17 protein-coding genes are annotated in these 15154 nt (G+C 67.0%); 4 read left to right on the top strand and 13 right to left on the bottom strand.

What is annotated here, in order from left to right; genetic code table 11:
- Positions 1 to 12 precede the first annotated feature (12 nt).
- Positions 13 to 486, top strand: coding sequence for a hypothetical protein (locus tag GTO19_RS09835; protein WP_291021491.1), 474 nt, complete (start codon positions 13 to 15; stop codon positions 484 to 486).
- A gap of 121 nt (positions 487 to 607) precedes the next feature.
- On the opposite strand, the gene GTO19_RS09830 is transcribed toward GTO19_RS09835, so the two are convergent.
- Together GTO19_RS09830 and GTO19_RS09825 are read right to left on the bottom strand one after the other, a co-directional pair.
- Positions 608 to 802 carry a hypothetical protein gene (locus tag GTO19_RS09830; RefSeq protein ID WP_291021490.1) on the bottom strand — a complete coding sequence of 65 codons (195 nt, stop codon included), beginning with the start codon at positions 800 to 802 and terminating at the stop codon, positions 608 to 610.
- Between the two features lie 77 nt (positions 803 to 879).
- Complete coding sequence (locus GTO19_RS09825; RefSeq protein WP_291021489.1) at positions 880 to 1053, bottom strand: hypothetical protein; 174 nt, start codon at positions 1051 to 1053, stop codon at positions 880 to 882.
- Between the two features lie 46 nt (positions 1054 to 1099).
- On the opposite strand from GTO19_RS09825, the gene GTO19_RS09820 reads away from it, so the two are divergent.
- A complete protein-coding gene (locus GTO19_RS09820) occupies positions 1100 to 1570 on the top strand; it encodes a hypothetical protein (RefSeq protein WP_291021488.1) in 471 nt (156 codons plus the stop codon).
- A 131-nt stretch (positions 1571 to 1701) separates the two neighbouring features.
- Positions 1702 to 3483, top strand: a complete 1782-nt coding sequence (locus GTO19_RS09815; protein WP_291021487.1) for an ABC transporter transmembrane domain-containing protein — start codon at positions 1702 to 1704, stop codon at positions 3481 to 3483.
- 15 nt (positions 3484 to 3498) lie between these two features.
- Here the strand turns inward: GTO19_RS09815 and GTO19_RS09810 are convergent, their stop codons facing one another.
- Together GTO19_RS09810 and GTO19_RS09805 are read right to left on the bottom strand one after the other, a co-directional pair.
- Positions 3499 to 4551, bottom strand: a complete 1053-nt coding sequence (locus tag GTO19_RS09810) for a M48 family metallopeptidase (protein WP_291021486.1) — start codon at positions 4549 to 4551, stop codon at positions 3499 to 3501.
- Between the two features lie 4 nt (positions 4552 to 4555).
- Positions 4556 to 5749 carry a YjgN family protein gene (locus GTO19_RS09805; RefSeq protein WP_291021485.1) on the bottom strand — a complete coding sequence of 398 codons (1194 nt, stop codon included), beginning with the start codon at positions 5747 to 5749 and terminating at the stop codon, positions 4556 to 4558.
- Between the two features lie 169 nt (positions 5750 to 5918).
- On the opposite strand from GTO19_RS09805, the gene GTO19_RS09800 reads away from it, so the two are divergent.
- Positions 5919 to 7226 carry a Glu/Leu/Phe/Val dehydrogenase gene (locus tag GTO19_RS09800; RefSeq protein ID WP_291021484.1) on the top strand — a complete coding sequence of 436 codons (1308 nt, stop codon included), beginning with the start codon at positions 5919 to 5921 and terminating at the stop codon, positions 7224 to 7226.
- A gap of 4 nt (positions 7227 to 7230) precedes the next feature.
- On the opposite strand, the gene GTO19_RS09795 is transcribed toward GTO19_RS09800, so the two are convergent.
- From GTO19_RS09795 to nuoI, 9 genes are read right to left on the bottom strand one after another with little or no spacing between them, the layout of a single operon-like run.
- The gene (locus GTO19_RS09795) at positions 7231 to 7698 is read right to left on the bottom strand and encodes a DUF1178 family protein (protein WP_291021483.1); all 468 of its coding nucleotides are present in this window, start codon (positions 7696 to 7698) and stop codon (positions 7231 to 7233) included.
- Entirely contained in the window at positions 7695 to 8276 is a 582-nt protein-coding gene (locus tag GTO19_RS09790; RefSeq protein WP_291021482.1) for an NUDIX domain-containing protein, read from the bottom strand. The genes GTO19_RS09795 and GTO19_RS09790 overlap by 4 nt, the downstream gene beginning before the upstream one ends.
- Positions 8269 to 8574 (bottom strand): DUF2818 family protein, encoded by a 306-nt coding sequence (locus GTO19_RS09785; protein WP_291021481.1) that lies wholly within the window; start codon positions 8572 to 8574, stop codon positions 8269 to 8271. Before GTO19_RS09785 ends, GTO19_RS09790 begins: the two co-directional genes overlap by 8 nt.
- A 49-nt stretch (positions 8575 to 8623) precedes the next feature.
- Positions 8624 to 10120, bottom strand: coding sequence for an NADH-quinone oxidoreductase subunit NuoN (nuoN, locus tag GTO19_RS09780; RefSeq protein WP_291021480.1), 1497 nt, complete (start codon positions 10118 to 10120; stop codon positions 8624 to 8626).
- Between the two features lie 19 nt (positions 10121 to 10139).
- Positions 10140 to 11615 (bottom strand): NADH-quinone oxidoreductase subunit M, encoded by a 1476-nt coding sequence (locus GTO19_RS09775; RefSeq protein WP_291021479.1) that lies wholly within the window; start codon positions 11613 to 11615, stop codon positions 10140 to 10142.
- Positions 11616 to 11636: 21 nt separating this feature from the next.
- Positions 11637 to 13664, bottom strand: coding sequence for an NADH-quinone oxidoreductase subunit L (gene nuoL / locus GTO19_RS09770; RefSeq protein ID WP_291021478.1), 2028 nt, complete (start codon positions 13662 to 13664; stop codon positions 11637 to 11639).
- A 7-nt stretch (positions 13665 to 13671) separates the two neighbouring features.
- A complete protein-coding gene (gene nuoK / locus GTO19_RS09765; RefSeq protein WP_291021477.1) occupies positions 13672 to 13983 on the bottom strand; it encodes an NADH-quinone oxidoreductase subunit NuoK in 312 nt (103 codons plus the stop codon).
- Entirely contained in the window at positions 13980 to 14618 is a 639-nt protein-coding gene (locus GTO19_RS09760; RefSeq protein ID WP_291021476.1) for an NADH-quinone oxidoreductase subunit J, read from the bottom strand. Before GTO19_RS09760 ends, nuoK begins: the two co-directional genes overlap by 4 nt.
- 16 nt (positions 14619 to 14634) lie before the next feature.
- Positions 14635 to 15147 (bottom strand): NADH-quinone oxidoreductase subunit NuoI, encoded by a 513-nt coding sequence (nuoI, locus tag GTO19_RS09755; protein WP_291021475.1) that lies wholly within the window; start codon positions 15145 to 15147, stop codon positions 14635 to 14637.
- Positions 15148 to 15154: the final 7 nt, after the last annotated feature.

Here is a 15154-nt window from a genome sequence, read left to right as displayed (position 1 = left end):
ACGGAGAAGCGAATGTTCCAGCTTGAAGTGAAGCGGTGGCTGATGGAATACCGCTTCCCTCCTTCCGATGGTTGGAATCTGACCGTGGATGTCGATGCCATGGAAAGAGCAAACGGAGGTCGGCATACTGCTGGAAAGAAGGAGGTCGCAGCCGTGGCAGAAGCAGCGTTGCGGTCAGCCGGAGCCCACATCGTGGCCCATCCAGTTCATGGACGTGCGGACATGGTGGCGACCAAGCCTGGCGCCCCCACGTTTGTCATCGAGGTTGAGGGCGACTCATCAAGACAAAAAGAACAGGCGATGTACTCGGCATTGGGACAACTCATCCTCTCAATGGGCAGTGCTGATGAGAACATCAAGTACCTGCTGGCTGTGCCCGACTCCAAAGAGTGGGAGCGGCAGCTCCTCAAAATTCCAGCCCGCGTGAAGCTGCAACTTGGTCTCGAGGCTCTGTTGGTCTCAGAGCGTGGGATTCGGCTCGTGTGAGCCGCAAGGCCAGGCAGAGCGGTCGATCGCACATCCCCTATCCCGGCAAGCTGCGACCGACCGCCGCCCTTGGGTGTTCGCTTCTTCCTACTATGTTGGCGCGCCTCCCGTGTCTGGCCGGCTACAGCCACAGGCAGGCGACTAGGAAGATGGCACCTGCGACAGCTATAACGCCAATGAACGAGAGCAGCTCGTAGTCGAGCCAATCGGCCTTGGCGGGGTGTATCGATCGCGGGTAGCGGCCGAAGGTGATCATCTTGACCACGAGCCAGCCAGGCCAGAAGAAGACGAAGCTGAATACAAGTTGCTTGAGCACTTGCCATGCTATCCCGGCCACTGTTTCCAATCGCGCCTCCCGCCAGAGCCCGTTGATGGGCTACCGGACTGTACGTGTCACGGGCCAGCCTCGGAATGGGGGGCGGTCAGAAGCGCTTCGAGCGACAAGTCGAGCGCAACGGCAAGGCTCGCGAAGGTAGGCAGTGAGAGCTTGCGCGCTTGGCGCTCGATGTGCACGGCGGCCTCGCCTACAGAATTTCGTGAGCCAATTTGTTCCTCGAGAAATACCACGTCCCCAATCCTGCTGACCACACTGGCTGCTTTTGGGAGTTTGCACGTGTTCACCACCGCCCCCGGCCTCGTCCAGTACCTCCACCCCTCCCAGGTCGCCCCGCGCCAGAGCCATTGGCCCGCCATCACGCTCTCCATGGAGCGCCCCTGGTGCCTGCTCGTCTACGACGTCTCGTACAACGGCCAGAAGCTGTCGCAGACCTCGCTGGTGGCCTGGGACAACACGCTGCTGGACCTGCTGGCCAAGATCCCCGTCACGGACCTCAAGGGCATCGCCCGCCTGGACCGGCGCCGCGATTCAGGCCCGAGTTGGAGCTTCAACTGGATCGACGCGCTATGGACGCCTGCTCCGTGCGAGGCCCCATCGGTCGGCGCCTTGCTTTTCAAGCTCAGTGATGATCCACACGTCCGCAATGGCCGCATGCAGCCCATGCCGGGAGCCCCCGGCCGGCGTCTGCTGTATCAGGCACCTCCCTGGAGGACAGGCTCAATTGAATGGACTCTGCCCTGCAGTTGACGGGACGCGTCAACTGCGCGCGGATTTTCATTCAGCGCATCCCCGCGGATTACAGCGCCGTCATTGAAGACCACGCGCCATGGCCTAAGCTACTCCCCCACTCCGGCACGGACCCCGCGTCCCCTCCCCCCATGGCCACCGCCTCCGACCGCCCCTCGGGCAAGAGCCCGCGTTCGCTCACCGGGCTGCTGCCCTTCATGCGCCCCTACCGCCTGCAGATGGGGCTGGCCCTGTTGTTCCTGGTGCTGGCGGCGGCGGCCACGCTGGCGTTTCCGGTGGCGCTGCGGCTGCTGATCGACGATGGGCTGGTGCCGGCGGGGCGCGGCGACCAGGTGCTGGCGCTGCGCGAACACTTCGCGGCGCTGTTCGGGGTGGCGGTGGCGCTGGGGCTGTTCTCGGCGGTGCGCTTTTATCTGGTCAGCTGGATCGGCGAGCGCATCACGGCGGACCTGCGCAACGCGGTGTACCGCCACGTGCTGCGGCAGAGCCCGCAGTTCTTCGAGACCACGCAGACGGGCGAGGTGCTGTCGCGCCTGACGGCGGACACGACGCTGGTGCAGACGGTGGTGGGCTCGTCGCTGTCCATGGGGCTGCGCAATGCGGTGATGGGCATCGGCGCGCTGGTGATGCTGGTGTGGTCGCACCCGTATGTGATGGTGCTGGTGCTGGCGACGGTGCTGCTGGTGGTGCTGCCGGCCATGTGGTTCGGGCGCCGGGTGCGCCGGCTCTCGCGCGCCAGCCAGGACCGCATCGCCGATTCGAGCTCGATCGCGGCCGAGGTGCTGAACGCGATTCCCACGGTGCAGAGCTACGCGGCGGAGGGGCGCGAGTCGCAGCGCTTCGACCGGTCGACGCAGCACGCGTTCGAGACGGCGGTGCGCCGCACCAAGGCGCGCGCAGCGCTGGTGGCCTTCATCATCATTGCCAACGCGGCGCTCATCCTCTGGGGCATGTTCGAGGGCACGCAGGCGGTGTTGAACGGCCAGTTGTCGCCGGGGCAACTGGGGCAGGCGGTGTTCTATGTGGTGATCTTCGCGGGCGCGGTGGCGGTGCTGGGCGAGGTGTATGGCGATCTGCTGCGCGCGGCGGGCGCGAGCGAGCGGCTGGTGGAGTTGCTGGCGAGTGAGTCGCCGGTGAAATCGCCGCCGCAGGCGCTGGCCGCGCCGCTGCCGGCGGGCGGCAGCGCGCTGGCGTTCGAACAGGTGCACTTCAACTACCCGTCGCGCCCGGCGCAGGCGGCGCTGGACGGGTTCTCCCTGGTGGTGGAGCCGGGGCAAACAGTGGCCATCGTGGGGCCCAGCGGCGCGGGCAAGACCACCGTGTTCTCGCTGCTGCTGCGCTTCTACGACCCGCAGCAGGGCCGCATCGTGCTGGACGGCACGCCGATCAATACGCTGCAGTTGCAGGACTTGCGCGAGCGCATCGGCATCGTGCCGCAGGAGCCGGTGATCTTCTCCAGCAGCGCGATGGAGAACATCCGCTACGGCAAGCCGGGCGCCAGCGACGATGAGGTGAAGGCCGCCGCGCGCGCCGCCTTCGCGGACGAGTTCATCGCCCAGCTGCCCGAGGGCTACGACACCTTCTTGGGCGAGCGCGGGGTGCGCCTGTCGGGCGGGCAGCGCCAGCGCATTGCGATTGCGCGCGCCATGCTGAAGAACCCGCCGCTGCTGTTGCTGGACGAGGCGACGAGCGCGCTGGACGCGCAGAGCGAGCGCGTGGTGCAGGCGGCGCTGGAGGCGGCGATGCGCGACCGCACGACGCTGGTGATCGCGCACCGCCTGGCCACGGTGCAGCGGGCCGACCGCATCGTGGTGCTGGACCATGGGCGCCTGGTGGAGCAAGGCACGCACGCGGAGCTGGTGGCGCGCGGCGGGGTGTACGCGGGCTTGGCGGCGCTGCAGTTCAACGCCTGAGCTGGCGGCTCGGCGTCAGCGCTCGGGTGTCCACTCGCGGAAGTAGCGGATGCGGTCTTCGTCGGCCGGGTGGCTGGCCAGGGCGATGGGCAACACGCCGCCGCGCTCGCCTTCTTTCTGGCGCACGGCGGCCAGGCGCTCGAACAGCGTGACCATCACGGCCGGCGAGAGGCCGGCGCGGTGCAGCCGCTCGGCGGCGTAGGCGTCGGCGCGGCGCTCCACGTCGCGCGAGTACGACTGCGTCAGCAGCGTGGCCGGCACGGTGGCGATGAAGGTGCTGGCGTCGCCAAACACCACACCGACGATGGCGCTGAGCAGGCTGGCGCGCACCAGCATGTCCAGGCCGTCGCGGTGGCGCACGTGACCCAGCTCGTGGGCGAGCACGCCGGTCAGGGCGTCGGGGCGGTCGTGCAGCAGCTCGACCAGTTCGTCGGTGACGATGATCTGGCCGCCGGGCAGGGCCAGGGCGTTGGGGCCCAGGTCGGGCGCGTGCCGGAAGGCCAGGCGCCAGGTGGGCGCGTCGCCCTCGGGGTGGGCGCTGTCCACGAAGGCCCGCCAGCGTCGCTCGATTGCCTGGCGGCGCGCCTCGTCCAGCCGGGTGGGCTTGAGCAGGCCGCGGTCGAGCTGGGCGAGGCTGTCGGTGCCCAGGCGCTCGTCCAGCGCCAGCGGCAGGCGCTGCGCCACGAATTGGCTGGCCACCGGCACGCCCCAGAACCAGCTCGCCAGCAGCACGGCGATGGCGCCGATCACCGCCCAGGCGGTGGCGCGCCAGCTCTGCTGCCAGCCCACCACCCAGGACTCGCGCAATCCGTGGGCGGCCCACCAGGCGTCCCACTCGGGCGCGTCGGCGTGCTGGATCAGGCTGTCGTCGGGCAGCTCGGTCTGGCGCTGGCCGTGCGTTCGGCGCTCGGGCCAGCGCACGCGGCGCATGGGGTAGCGCCGCGGGGGGCCGTCGGCCGCTTCATCGAGCGGCTCAAGCACGAGCTCATCGCCGTCGATGCGCAAGCGCACCGGGCGCCCGCGCGGGCTGCGGCCATCGAACCACAGGGTCGCCAGGGGCTGGCCCATGCGCTTACAGGCCCATGTCGATGCCGAAGAAATCGCCGGCGGCGTCGCCCAGCGGGCCCACGTCGCGCTGCTGCGCGCTGGCCAGCCAGTCGTTCACCGAGCCCTTGACCTGCAGGGCCATGGCCTCCAGGCGCAGGCGCGTCAGGCGCACCTGGGCGAAGGGCCAGTACAGGCCCAGGGTGACGGCGATCAGCAGCCAGTTGAGCGCGTTGACGCGCGCCAGCGCGCCGAAGCCGAGTTCGCTGCGGAATCGCGCATTGCGGCTGCGCGTATTGGCCCACACCAGGTTCTGCAGCGAGGCCGTGTAGTACGGCACCACCAGCACCGGGATGAGCAGGTAGCCCAGCGCCACGGCACCGGTGAAGGCCAGAATGCCGCCGGCCGAGCGGCCCGCCAGCGCAAAGCCCAGCGCGGCGACCGCGCCGACGATCAGCAGCACCAGCAGCAGCACGCCGCCGGTGCGAACGCTCAGGCCATAGAAGCGACCGGTGCCGGCGCGCAGTTCGGTGCGCTCGCCGGCAAAGCGGTAACCGCCGTGCTGGTACTGCTTGATGCGGGCCATGCACCAGGGCATGACGGCTGCGAACAGCAGCATCACCAGCGCCGTCAGCCCCGCGAACATGAGGCCCAGGCGCTTGCGCTCCTCGGGCGACGCACCTTCGTCGGGTGCCAGCGCGGGCCCCATCGCGCCCAGCAGCACGAAGCCTAGCACCGGCAGCAGCAGCGGCGCGAAGGCCAGATAGGCGCCCTTCATGTCGCCTTCGAAGCCCAGGCGCACGCCGCGCCAACTGCTGTTGCGCAGGCGAAACTGCAGCGAGGCGCGCCACAGCGCCGGCCACAGCAGCGCGAAGACCAGAAAGATGGCGCCGCCCACCAGGGGCGCCACCTCGGAGGTGATGCCATAGGCCAGGCCAAAAGCGGCCACCACCAGGTAGCCACGGAACATCTTCCAGGGGTTGGCGTGAAAACCCAGCGGGTCGTCGCCCACCAGGGTGTTGTTCTGGAAGTAGGAGATGCGCCGCGCCCGCGCGAAGGGCCAGTACAGCGTGAACGTCACCAGGATCAGCAGCAGGTTGACGATCCAGATGCGGAAGTATTCGCTGCCCGATCCGGTGAAGCGGATCGGCAGCGTCTGCACGGGTGGGCGCGCGTCCTGCGCGGCCGGAAAACGGCCATCGGGTGTGTCGATGATCTTCATGTTGCCTCCCTCCATTTGTAGGCCGGCGCATGCTAGCACCGCGCCTGCCACCGCCATGCAGCCCGGGCATGGAGCCATCCTGAGCCCGCCTTGGACAAGCCCGGGGCGGCTGCGTACAGTGCGTTCGCCGTGGCCCGTACAGCGGCCAACTCCACACGAAGGACCCACCATGCCGTCGCAAACCGCTCCCGGCGTCTTCACCCAGGCGCTGCCCTCCTACCTCGACCCCAACCACCTCGGCCCCTGGGGCATCTACCTGCAGCAGGTCGATCGCGTCGCCCCCTACCTCGGCAAACTGGGCCGCTGGGTCGATACCCTCAAACGCCCCAAACGCACCCTCATCGTCGACGTGCCCATCCACCTGGACAACGGCACGGTGGCCCACTTCGAGGGCTACCGCGTGCAGCACAACACCAGCCGCGGCCCCGGCAAGGGCGGCGTGCGTTTTCACCAGGACGTGACGCTGTCCGAGGTGATGGCCCTCTCAGCCTGGATGTCCATCAAGAACGCCGCGGTGAACGTGCCCTACGGCGGCGCCAAGGGCGGCATTCGCGTCGACCCCAAGCTGCTCTCGCGCGGCGAGCTGGAGCGCGTGACGCGCCGCTACACCAGCGAGATCGGCATCATCATCGGCCCGAGCAAGGACATCCCCGCGCCCGACGTGAACACCAACGAACAGGTCATGGCCTGGATGATGGACACGTATTCCATGAACGAGGGCGCCACCGCCACCGGTGTGGTCACCGGCAAGCCGGTCGACCTGGGCGGCTCGCTGGGCCGGCGCGAGGCCACTGGCCGCGGCGTCTTCACGGTGGGCGTCGAAGCCGCGCGCCGCATCGGGCTCGACGTGAGCCGTTCACGCGTTGCCGTGCAGGGTTTCGGCAATGTGGGCGGCGTGGCAGGCAAGCTGTTTGCCGAGGCTGGCGCCCGCGTGGTGGCCGTGCAGGACCACGGCGGCACCATCTACAACGAGGCCGGCCTGCACGTGCCCGCCCTGCTCGACCACGTGGGGCGGCACGGCTCCGTTGCCGGCTTCGAGGGCGGCGGGCAGGTCATCCCCAACGAGGATTTCTGGGGCATCCCTTGCGACATCCTCATCCCCGCCGCGCTGGAAGGCCAGATCACCGACAAGAACGCCGGCCGCATCCAGGCGCGCATGGTGATCGAAGGCGCCAACGGCCCCACCACCCCGCAGGCCGACGACATCCTGCACGACCGTGGCGTGCTGGTGCTGCCTGACGTGCTCGCCAACGCGGGCGGCGTCACGGTCAGCTACTTCGAATGGGTGCAGGACTTCTCCAGCTTCTTCTGGACCGAGGACGAGATCAACGCCCGCCTGGTGAAGATCATGAAAGACGCCTTCTCCGCGGTGTGGCAGGTGTCGGAGGACCACAAGGTCAGCCTGCGCACGGCGACCTTCATCATCGCGTGCCAGCGCATCCTGCACGCGCGCGACCTGCGCGGGCTGTATCCCTGAGGGACTACTGCAGCGTGTCCTTCACCGCTGGGAGCATGGGCAGGGGCATCACCTCCACGCCCTCTTCCAGCAGCTCCAGGGCCACGGCCGCGCTGGTCTGGCCGCGGATGTTGCGCCGCTCGATCTCTCCGTGGTGCATGGCGCGGGCCTGCTCGGCGAAGCGCTCGCCCACGTCCTCGGTGCTCGTCATGATCTCGCGCATGGCCTTGAGCATGCGGCCCTGCAGCTCCACCAGTTCGGCCTGCGCCGGGTGGTTGCTGAGGGTGACGCCTTCGGGCCGGGAGGCCGGCGGTTCTTCACGGCCCGCGCGCAGATTCAGGCGCGGCGCCGAAAGCTTCTTTTCCACGCGCTGGTCGCCGCACAGCGGACAGCTCACCAGTCCACGTTCCAGTTGCTGGTGGAAGTCGTCTTCGGAGCCGAACCAGCCTTCGAACACGTGCTGGTGGGCGCATTGCAGATCAAGCACCTTCATGCCGCGGGATTATCCTGCCAGTCCAGTACCCATTGGCCCGACAGCACGTTCTGCAGCCAGAGCATCCCCGCCAGGGTCTTGCTGTCGATGACCTTGCCCTCGCGGCACCAGGCTTGCAGTTCCTCGGGCGTGGCGGCGAACACGTCCAGCGCCTCGCCGTCGTCGAGCGCACGTGCGCCCAGGCTCAGGCCGCGCGCGAACCAGATGTCGATGACCTCGTCGGAGTACGCGATGGTGGGCGCCAGACGGCCCGCGAAGGCCCATTGCCGGGCCGCGTAGCCGGTCTCCTCGCGCAACTCGCGCACGGCGCAGGCCAGGCTGCCCTCGCCCGCATCGAGCTTGCCAGCGGGGAATTCGACGATGACCGAGCGCATGGGGTGGCGGTACTGGCGCTCCAGCACCAGGCGGCCGTCCTCGAGCAGGGGAATTACCATGACCGCGCCGGGATGCAGGACGAACTCGCGCGTGGCTTCGGCCCCCGTGGGCAGGCGCACGGTGTCGCGAACGACGTGCAGGAAGTTGCCGCGCAGCAACTCGGTGCGCGCGAGCGGTACTTCGGTCAGGTGCGGGTCATCCACTGCGGCGCTTGAAGAGGTAGCGGTACACGAAGCCGGGAAAGGCCAGCGTGACGAACAGGCTCGCCGTGGTGGCGTAGAACTCCCAACCCTGCGAATAGATCTGACCGACGCGCTGCTCCAAAGCCAGGCCCAGGCCACCGACCGCGAAGTACAGCAGCACGAGTTCGAGCAGGCGCATCCACAGCGTCTTTGGCTGGGTGCGCGGAATCAGCGCAAGCCAGCGGTTGTTGACGAAGGGCAGGTTGGCGGCCACCAGGGCCGCCAACAGCACCAGCCAGACGAAGGCGGTTTGGTTCATGGTGACGGTGGGAGCTGGCGCCAGCGCGGGGGTTCCGCGGGGCCCGGGCTCAGGCGAACAGCGACGCCACCGCCTGCGCGCACAGCGCCATCAGGCCGCCCGGCACGATGCCCAGCACCAGCACCAGCGCGCCGTTGACCGACAGCACGGAGCGCACGTCCAGGCCGGCCTCGATGGGCGCGGTCTGGCTGGGGGCGTCGAAGTACATCACCTTGACGAGACGCAGGTAGTAGAACGCGCCGATCAGCGACATCACCACCGCGAACACGGCCAGGCCCACATGGAAGCCGCTGGGCGAAGCCAGCAACGCCTGCAGCACCGACAGCTTGGCGTAGAAGCCCACCAGCGGCGGCACGCCCGCGAGCGAGAACATGCAGATGGCCATGACGCCGGCGTACAGCGGGCTGCGCTGGTTCAGGCCGGCCAGGTCCTGGATGGTGTCGGACTCGAAGCCCGCGCGCGAGAGCAGCAGGATCACCCCGAACGTGGCCAGCGTGGTCAGCACATAGGTCACGATGTAGAACATCGAGGAACCGTAGGCGTTGACCATGTTGGCGCCGTCCCCCTGAACCACGCCCGCCAGCAGGCCCAGCAGCAGGAAGCCCATCTGGGCGATGGTGGAGAAAGCCAGCATGCGCTTGAGGTTGGTCTGTGCGATGGCGGCCAGATTGCCCACCACCAGCGACAGCACAGCCAGCACCGCCAGCATCTGCTGCCAGTCCACCGCCAGGGGCAGGAGGCCTTCGACCAGGAGACGGATCACGATGGCGAATGCCGCCAGTTCGGGGGCGCCTCCGATGAGCAGCGTGACCGCCGTGGGCGCGCCGTGGTAGACGTCGGGCACCCACATGTGGAACGGCACGACGCCGAGCTTGAAGGCCAGGCCGGCGACCACGAACACCAGACCGAGCACCAGCACCTGCGACGAACCCTTGAGCGAGGCTTCGCCGCCCGCAATCGTGGCCATCACCTCGCCGATGTCGAGCGAGCCGGTCGCGCCATACACCAGGGACAGCCCGTAGAGCAGGAAACCGCTGGCCAGCGCGCCCAGCACGAAGTACTTCATGGCGGCCTCGGTCGCGGCGATGTCGTCGCGGCGCAAGGCCACGAGGGCGTAGCTGGACAGCGTGAGCAGCTCCAGGCCGAGGTAGATGACCAGGAAGTTGTGCCCCGAGATCATCACGAACATGCCCAGCAGCGCGAACAGGCTGAGGCTGAACAGCTCACCGCCGCGCAGCATGTCGCGCGCGCCGGCGTAGGCGCGGCCGTAGATCAGGGTGACCATCAAGGCAATGGTGGCGAAGCACTTGAGCCAGTTACCCATCGGGTCGCTCACGATCATGCCGCCAAAGCCTTCGATGGTGCGGCCGGAGGCACCGGCCATGGCCAGCAGGCCCGCCACCACCGCCAGGGTAAGCAAGGTGAGCGCATAGGTGGCACCACGCAGCGGCGTCTTCACGGCGAGATCGGCCAGGGCGATGACGCAGGCCATCACCGCGAGCATGATTTCCGGGTAGGCCGCGATCCAGCTGAGGTTGTCGATCATGGGGCTGTTCTCGGTCTTGTCAGTTCAGCTTGGAATTCGCGACGTGGCGCAGCAGCTCGGCCACGGCCGGGTCCATCACGTCGGTGAAGGGCTTGGGGTACACGCCCATGGCGAGCACGGCGATCGCCAGCAGGGCCATCACCAGGAATTCGCGCGCATTGATGTCATTGAGCGCACGCACGTGGTCGTTGCCGGGCTCGCCCAGGTAGACGCGCTTGAACATCCACAGCGAGTAGGCGGCGCCGAAGATCAGCGCGGTGGCGGCGAGCAGGCCGATCCAGAAGTTGGCCTTGACGGCAGCGATGATCACCATCCACTCGCCCACGAAACCGGCGGTGCCGGGCAGGCCGGCGTTGGCCATGGTGAACAGCAGCGCAAAGGCGGCGAAGCGCGGCATGGTGTTGATGACGCCGCCGTAGTCGGCGATCTCTCGCGAGTGCACGCGGTCGTACAGCACGCCGATGGCCAGGAACATGGCTGCCGACACGAAGCCGTGCGAGACCATCTGCACCAGGCCACCACTGAGCCCCAAGTCACTGAAGATGAAGAAGCCCAGGGTGACGAAGCCCATGTGCGCCACGGACGAATAGGCGACGAGCTTCTTCATGTCCTGCTGGACCATGGCCACCAGGCCCACGTAGATCACGGCGATGAGCGACAGCGCGATCATGAGCCAGGCCCATTCGTGCGAAGCGTCGGGCAGGATGGGCAGCGAAAAGCGCAGAAAACCGTAGGCGCCCAGCTTGAGCATGATGGCTGCCAGCACGGCCGATCCGCCCGTGGGCGCCTCCACGTGCGCGTCGGGCAGCCAGGTGTGCACCGGCCACATCGGCACCTTCACCGCGAACGCCGCGAAGAAGGCAAAGAACAGCAGGGTCTGCGCGGTGCCTCCCAGGGGCAGCGCGTACCAGTCGGTGAAGGCGAAGCTGCCGCCCGATTGCACGTACAGGTAGATCAGCGCCACCAGCATGAGCAGCGAGCCCAGCAGCGTGTACAGGAAGAACTTGAAGGCCGCGTAGATCCTGTTGGGGCCGCCCCAGATGCCGATGATCAGGTACATGGGGATCAGCGTGGCCTCGAAGAACACGTAGAACAGCATCGCGTCCTGCGCCGCGAACACGCCGATCATGAAACCCGAGAGGATCAGGAACGCGCCCATGTACTGGTTCACGCGCTCGGTGATCACCTCCCAGCCCGCGATCACCACGATGACGGTGGTGAAGGCGGTGAGCAGCACGAGCCACAGCGAAATGCCGTCCACACCAAGGTGGTAGTTGACGTTGAATCGTTCGATCCAGAGGCTTTTCTCGACGAACTGCATGGCCGCGCTGCCGACCTCGAAGCCGGTGTAGAGCGGCACGGTGACGGCCAGGCCGGCGAGCGCGCCGGCAAGCGCGATCCAGCGGACCATGCCCGCCTGCTCGTCACGCCCCAGCGCGAGCAGCACGACGCCCACAACGATCGGCGTCCAGATGGCAAGGCTCAGCAAACCCATGATGGCTTTCTCTTTCTTGTCTTATTTCGCGAGCCAGACGAAGTACGTCATGAACAGCAGCACCCCCACGAGCATCATCAGCGCGTAGTGGTAGAGGTAGCCGGTCTGCGCGCGGCGCACCACCGCGGCAATGGCGCCGACGATCTTCCAGCTCGCGTTCACGACGCCTCCCTCGATGACACCGCGGTCACCGCCCTTCCAGAGCCCGGTGCCCAGGCCACGCGCGGCGCGGGCCAGCACGTTCTCGTTGAACCAGTCCATGTAGTACTTGTTCTCGAGGATGACGACGATGGGGCGCAGCGCGCGCGCGATGGCGGCCGGCACGGACGGATTGACCAGGTAGCAGTACCAGGCGCTCACGAAGCCGGCCAGGGCCAGATAGAGCGGCGGCGTGCTGAAGGCGTGACCAGCCATGGACAGCGGGCCGTGGAAGATGTCGGCGAACTTCGTCAGCGCGGGATGCGCTGCGCCGTTGATGGTGATGGCGTCGCGGAAGAAGTCGCCGAACACCATGGGCTCGATCGTGAGGTAGCCGATGATCACCGAGGGGATGGCCAGCAGCACCAGGGGCAGCGTGACGACCCAGGGTGACTCGTGCGGTTTGCCGTCGCCATGGCCGTGCCCGTGGTCATCGTGGTGATCGTCGTGGTGGTGCGCGTCGGGGTTCTGGTCGTAGCGCTCCTTGCCGTGGAAGACCAGGAAGTAGAGGCGGAACGAATAGAACGAGGTGACGAACACGCCGGCCAGCACCGCGAAGTACGCGAAATGCGCGGCCGGCAGGTTGCTGAAATGCACCGCCTCGATGATCGAGTCCTTGGAGTAGAAGCCCGAGAACAGCGGCGTGCCGATCAGCGCGAGCGTGCCCAGCAGCGAAGTGATCCAGGTGATGGGCATGTACTTGCGCACGCCGCCCATCCAGCGGATGTCCTGGTTGTGGTGCAGGCCCATGATGACCGAGCCGGCCGCGAGGAACAGCAGGGCCTTGAAGAAGGCGTGCGTCATCAGGTGGAACATCGCGACCGAGTAGGCCGAGGCACCGAGCGCCACGGTCATGTAGCCGAGCTGGGACAGCGTGGAGTAGGCCACCACGCGCTTGATGTCGTTCTGGATGATGCCCAGGAAGCCCATGAACAGCGCGGTGATGGCGCCGATGATCATGACGAAGTTGAGCGCTGTGTCGGACAGCTCGTACAGCGGGCTCATGCGCGCGACCATGAAGATGCCGGCCGTCACCATGGTGGCGGCGTGGATCAGCGCGGAGATCGGCGTGGGACCTTCCATGGAGTCGGGCAGCCAGACGTGCAGCGGGAACTGCGCGCTCTTGCCCATGGCGCCGATGAACAGGCAGATGCAGATGACGGTGATCAGCATCCAGTCGGTGCCCGGAAAGCCCAGGCCGCCGAGTTCGCCGGCCTTGGCGAAGATCTCGCTGTAGTTCATCGTGCCGGTGTAAGCCACGATCAGGCCGATGCCGAGGATGAAGCCGAAGTCGCCGACCCGGTTCACCAGGAAGGCCTTCATGTTGGCGAAGATCGCCGAAGGCTTGTTGAACCAGAAGCCGATCAGCAGGTAGGACACCAGACCCACCGCCTCCCAGCCGAAGAAGAGCTGGAGCAGGTTGTTGCTCATGACCAGCATGAGCATGGAGAAGGTGAACAGCGAGATGTAGGCGAAGAAACGGTTGTAGCCGTCGTCGTCCGCCATGTAGCCGATGGTGTAGAGGTGCACCATGAGCGAGACGAAGGTGACCACCACCATCATCATCGCCGTCAGGCCGTCGACGAGGAAGCCGATCTCCATCTTCAGGCCGCCGATGACCATCCATTCGTAGATGGTGGCGTTGAAGCGCGCGCCCTCGATCACGTCGCACAGCGTGATGACCGAGAGGATCATCGCGATCAGCACGCCGAGGATGGTGGCGCCGTGCGAGGCACGCCGGCCGATGACGTTGCCACCAAAGGCGGTGCCCAGGATGCCGGCGACCAGCGAGCCCACCAGGGGCGCCAGCGGCACGGCGAGCAGCGTGGAGGCGGAAAGCGTGTTGCTCATGTTCCGGTCAGCCCTTCAGCGTGTTGAGTTCTTCGACGCTGATCGACGACTTGTTGCGGAACAGCAGCACGAGGATGGCGAGGCCGATGGCCGACTCGGCAGCCGCCACGGTGAGGATGAAGAACACGAACACCTGGCCGTGCAGGTCGCCCAGGTAGTGCGAGAAGGCCACGAAGTTCATGTTGACCGCGAGCAGCATGAGCTCGATGGCCATGAGCAGCACGATCAGGTTCTTGCGGTTGAGGAAGATGCCGACGACGGAGATCGCGAACAGGATCGCGCCGACAGACAGGAAATGACTCAGCGAGAGACCGCTCATGCCTTGCCCTCCTCGGCGGTTTGGGTAACTGCCACCGGGGCAGGTTTGGCGGCCGCCATGGGCACGACGATCAGGCGGTCGCTGGCGCGCACGTGGACCTGGTCACCCGGGTTGATGGCCTTGCTGTCCTTGCGCTGTCGCAGCGTGAGGGCGATGGCGGCCACCATGGCCACGAGCAGGATGAAGCCCGCGACCTGGATGGGGTAGAGGTAGGCCGAGTACAGCAGCTTGCCCAGTTCGGCCGTGTTCGACACGTTGGCCGGGGCCTCGACCGCGCTGGTGGCGATGGCAGGGAAGCCGACCCACAGCACGGCGATCAGCTCACCGGCCACCACGGCGCCCAGAATGGCCGCCAGCGGGAAGTGGTGCCAGAAGCCGCGGCGCAGCGTCTCGATGTTGATGTCGAGCATCATCACCACGAACAGGAACAGCACCATGACGGCGCCGACGTACACCAGCACCAGGGTGATCCCCAGGAACTCGGCCTTGAGCAGCAGCCACAGCGCCGCCGCCTGCGAGAACGAGAGCATCAGGTAGAGCACCGCGTGCACGGCGTTGCGCGAGGTGACCACGCGAAAGGCCGCGAACAGCAGCACCGCCGCGAAGAGGTAGAAGAAACCGGTGGTGAAGTCCATGGGATCTGTGGATGGCTCAGCGGTACTTCGCGTCGGCGGCCTTGGCCGCGGCGATCTGGGGTTCGTAGCGGTCGCCCACGGCGAGCAGCATTTCCTTGGTGAAGTACAGGTCGCCGCGTTTCTCGCCGTGGTACTCGAAGATGTGCGTCTCGACGATCGAATCGACCGGGCAGCTCTCTTCGCAGAAGCCGCAGAAGATGCACTTGGTGAGGTCGATGTCGTAGCGCGTGGTGCGGCGGGTGCCGTCGTTGCGCACGTCGCTCTCGATGGTGATGGCCAGCGCGGGGCACACGGCCTCGCAGAGCTTGCAGGCAATGCAACGCTCTTCTCCGTTGTCGTAGCGGCGCAGGGCGTGCAGGCCGCGGAAGCGCGGCGACAGCGGCGTCTTTTCCTCGGGGAACTGCACCGTCACCTTGCGGCGGAAGGCGTAGCGTCCGGTCAGGGCCATGCCCTTGGCCAGTTCGACGAGCAGGAAGCTCTTGAAGAAGTCGCGGAAGCTGAACGGCGCGACGGCGGTCGTGGTGGTCATCGTTATG

The sequence above is a fragment of the Hydrogenophaga sp. genome (assembly GCF_011772445.1).
Taxonomy (GTDB): domain Bacteria; phylum Pseudomonadota; class Gammaproteobacteria; order Burkholderiales; family Burkholderiaceae_C; genus Hydrogenophaga.
The sequence above is the reverse complement of the archived record's forward strand: the minus strand, read 5'-3'. Positions and strand labels throughout refer to the sequence as shown.

Bases quoted from the DNA above. Each gene is read 5' to 3' on its own strand.
- nuoI (WP_291021475.1), bottom strand. From the start codon at position 15,147: ATGACCACCACGACCGCCGTCGCGCCGTTCAGCTTCCGCGACTTCTTC.
- nuoL (WP_291021478.1), bottom strand. From the start codon at position 13,664: ATGAGCAACACGCTTTCCGCCTCCACGCTGCTCGCCGTGCCGCTGGCG.
- GTO19_RS09785 (WP_291021481.1), bottom strand. From the start codon at position 8,574: ATGAACCAAACCGCCTTCGTCTGGCTGGTGCTGTTGGCGGCCCTGGTG.
- nuoN (WP_291021480.1), bottom strand. From the start codon at position 10,120: ATGATCGACAACCTCAGCTGGATCGCGGCCTACCCGGAAATCATGCTC.
- GTO19_RS09805 (WP_291021485.1), bottom strand. From the start codon at position 5,749: ATGAAGATCATCGACACACCCGATGGCCGTTTTCCGGCCGCGCAGGAC.
- GTO19_RS09835 (WP_291021491.1), top strand. From the start codon at position 13: ATGTTCCAGCTTGAAGTGAAGCGGTGGCTGATGGAATACCGCTTCCCT.
- nuoK (WP_291021477.1), bottom strand. From the start codon at position 13,983: ATGAGCGGTCTCTCGCTGAGTCATTTCCTGTCTGTCGGCGCGATCCTG.
- GTO19_RS09810 (WP_291021486.1), bottom strand. From the start codon at position 4,551: ATGGGCCAGCCCCTGGCGACCCTGTGGTTCGATGGCCGCAGCCCGCGC.
- GTO19_RS09760 (WP_291021476.1), bottom strand. From the start codon at position 14,618: ATGGACTTCACCACCGGTTTCTTCTACCTCTTCGCGGCGGTGCTGCTG.
- GTO19_RS09795 (WP_291021483.1), bottom strand. From the start codon at position 7,698: ATGAAGGTGCTTGATCTGCAATGCGCCCACCAGCACGTGTTCGAAGGC.
- GTO19_RS09815 (WP_291021487.1), top strand. From the start codon at position 1,702: ATGGCCACCGCCTCCGACCGCCCCTCGGGCAAGAGCCCGCGTTCGCTC.
- GTO19_RS09800 (WP_291021484.1), top strand. From the start codon at position 5,919: ATGCCGTCGCAAACCGCTCCCGGCGTCTTCACCCAGGCGCTGCCCTCC.
- GTO19_RS09775 (WP_291021479.1), bottom strand. From the start codon at position 11,615: ATGGGTTTGCTGAGCCTTGCCATCTGGACGCCGATCGTTGTGGGCGTC.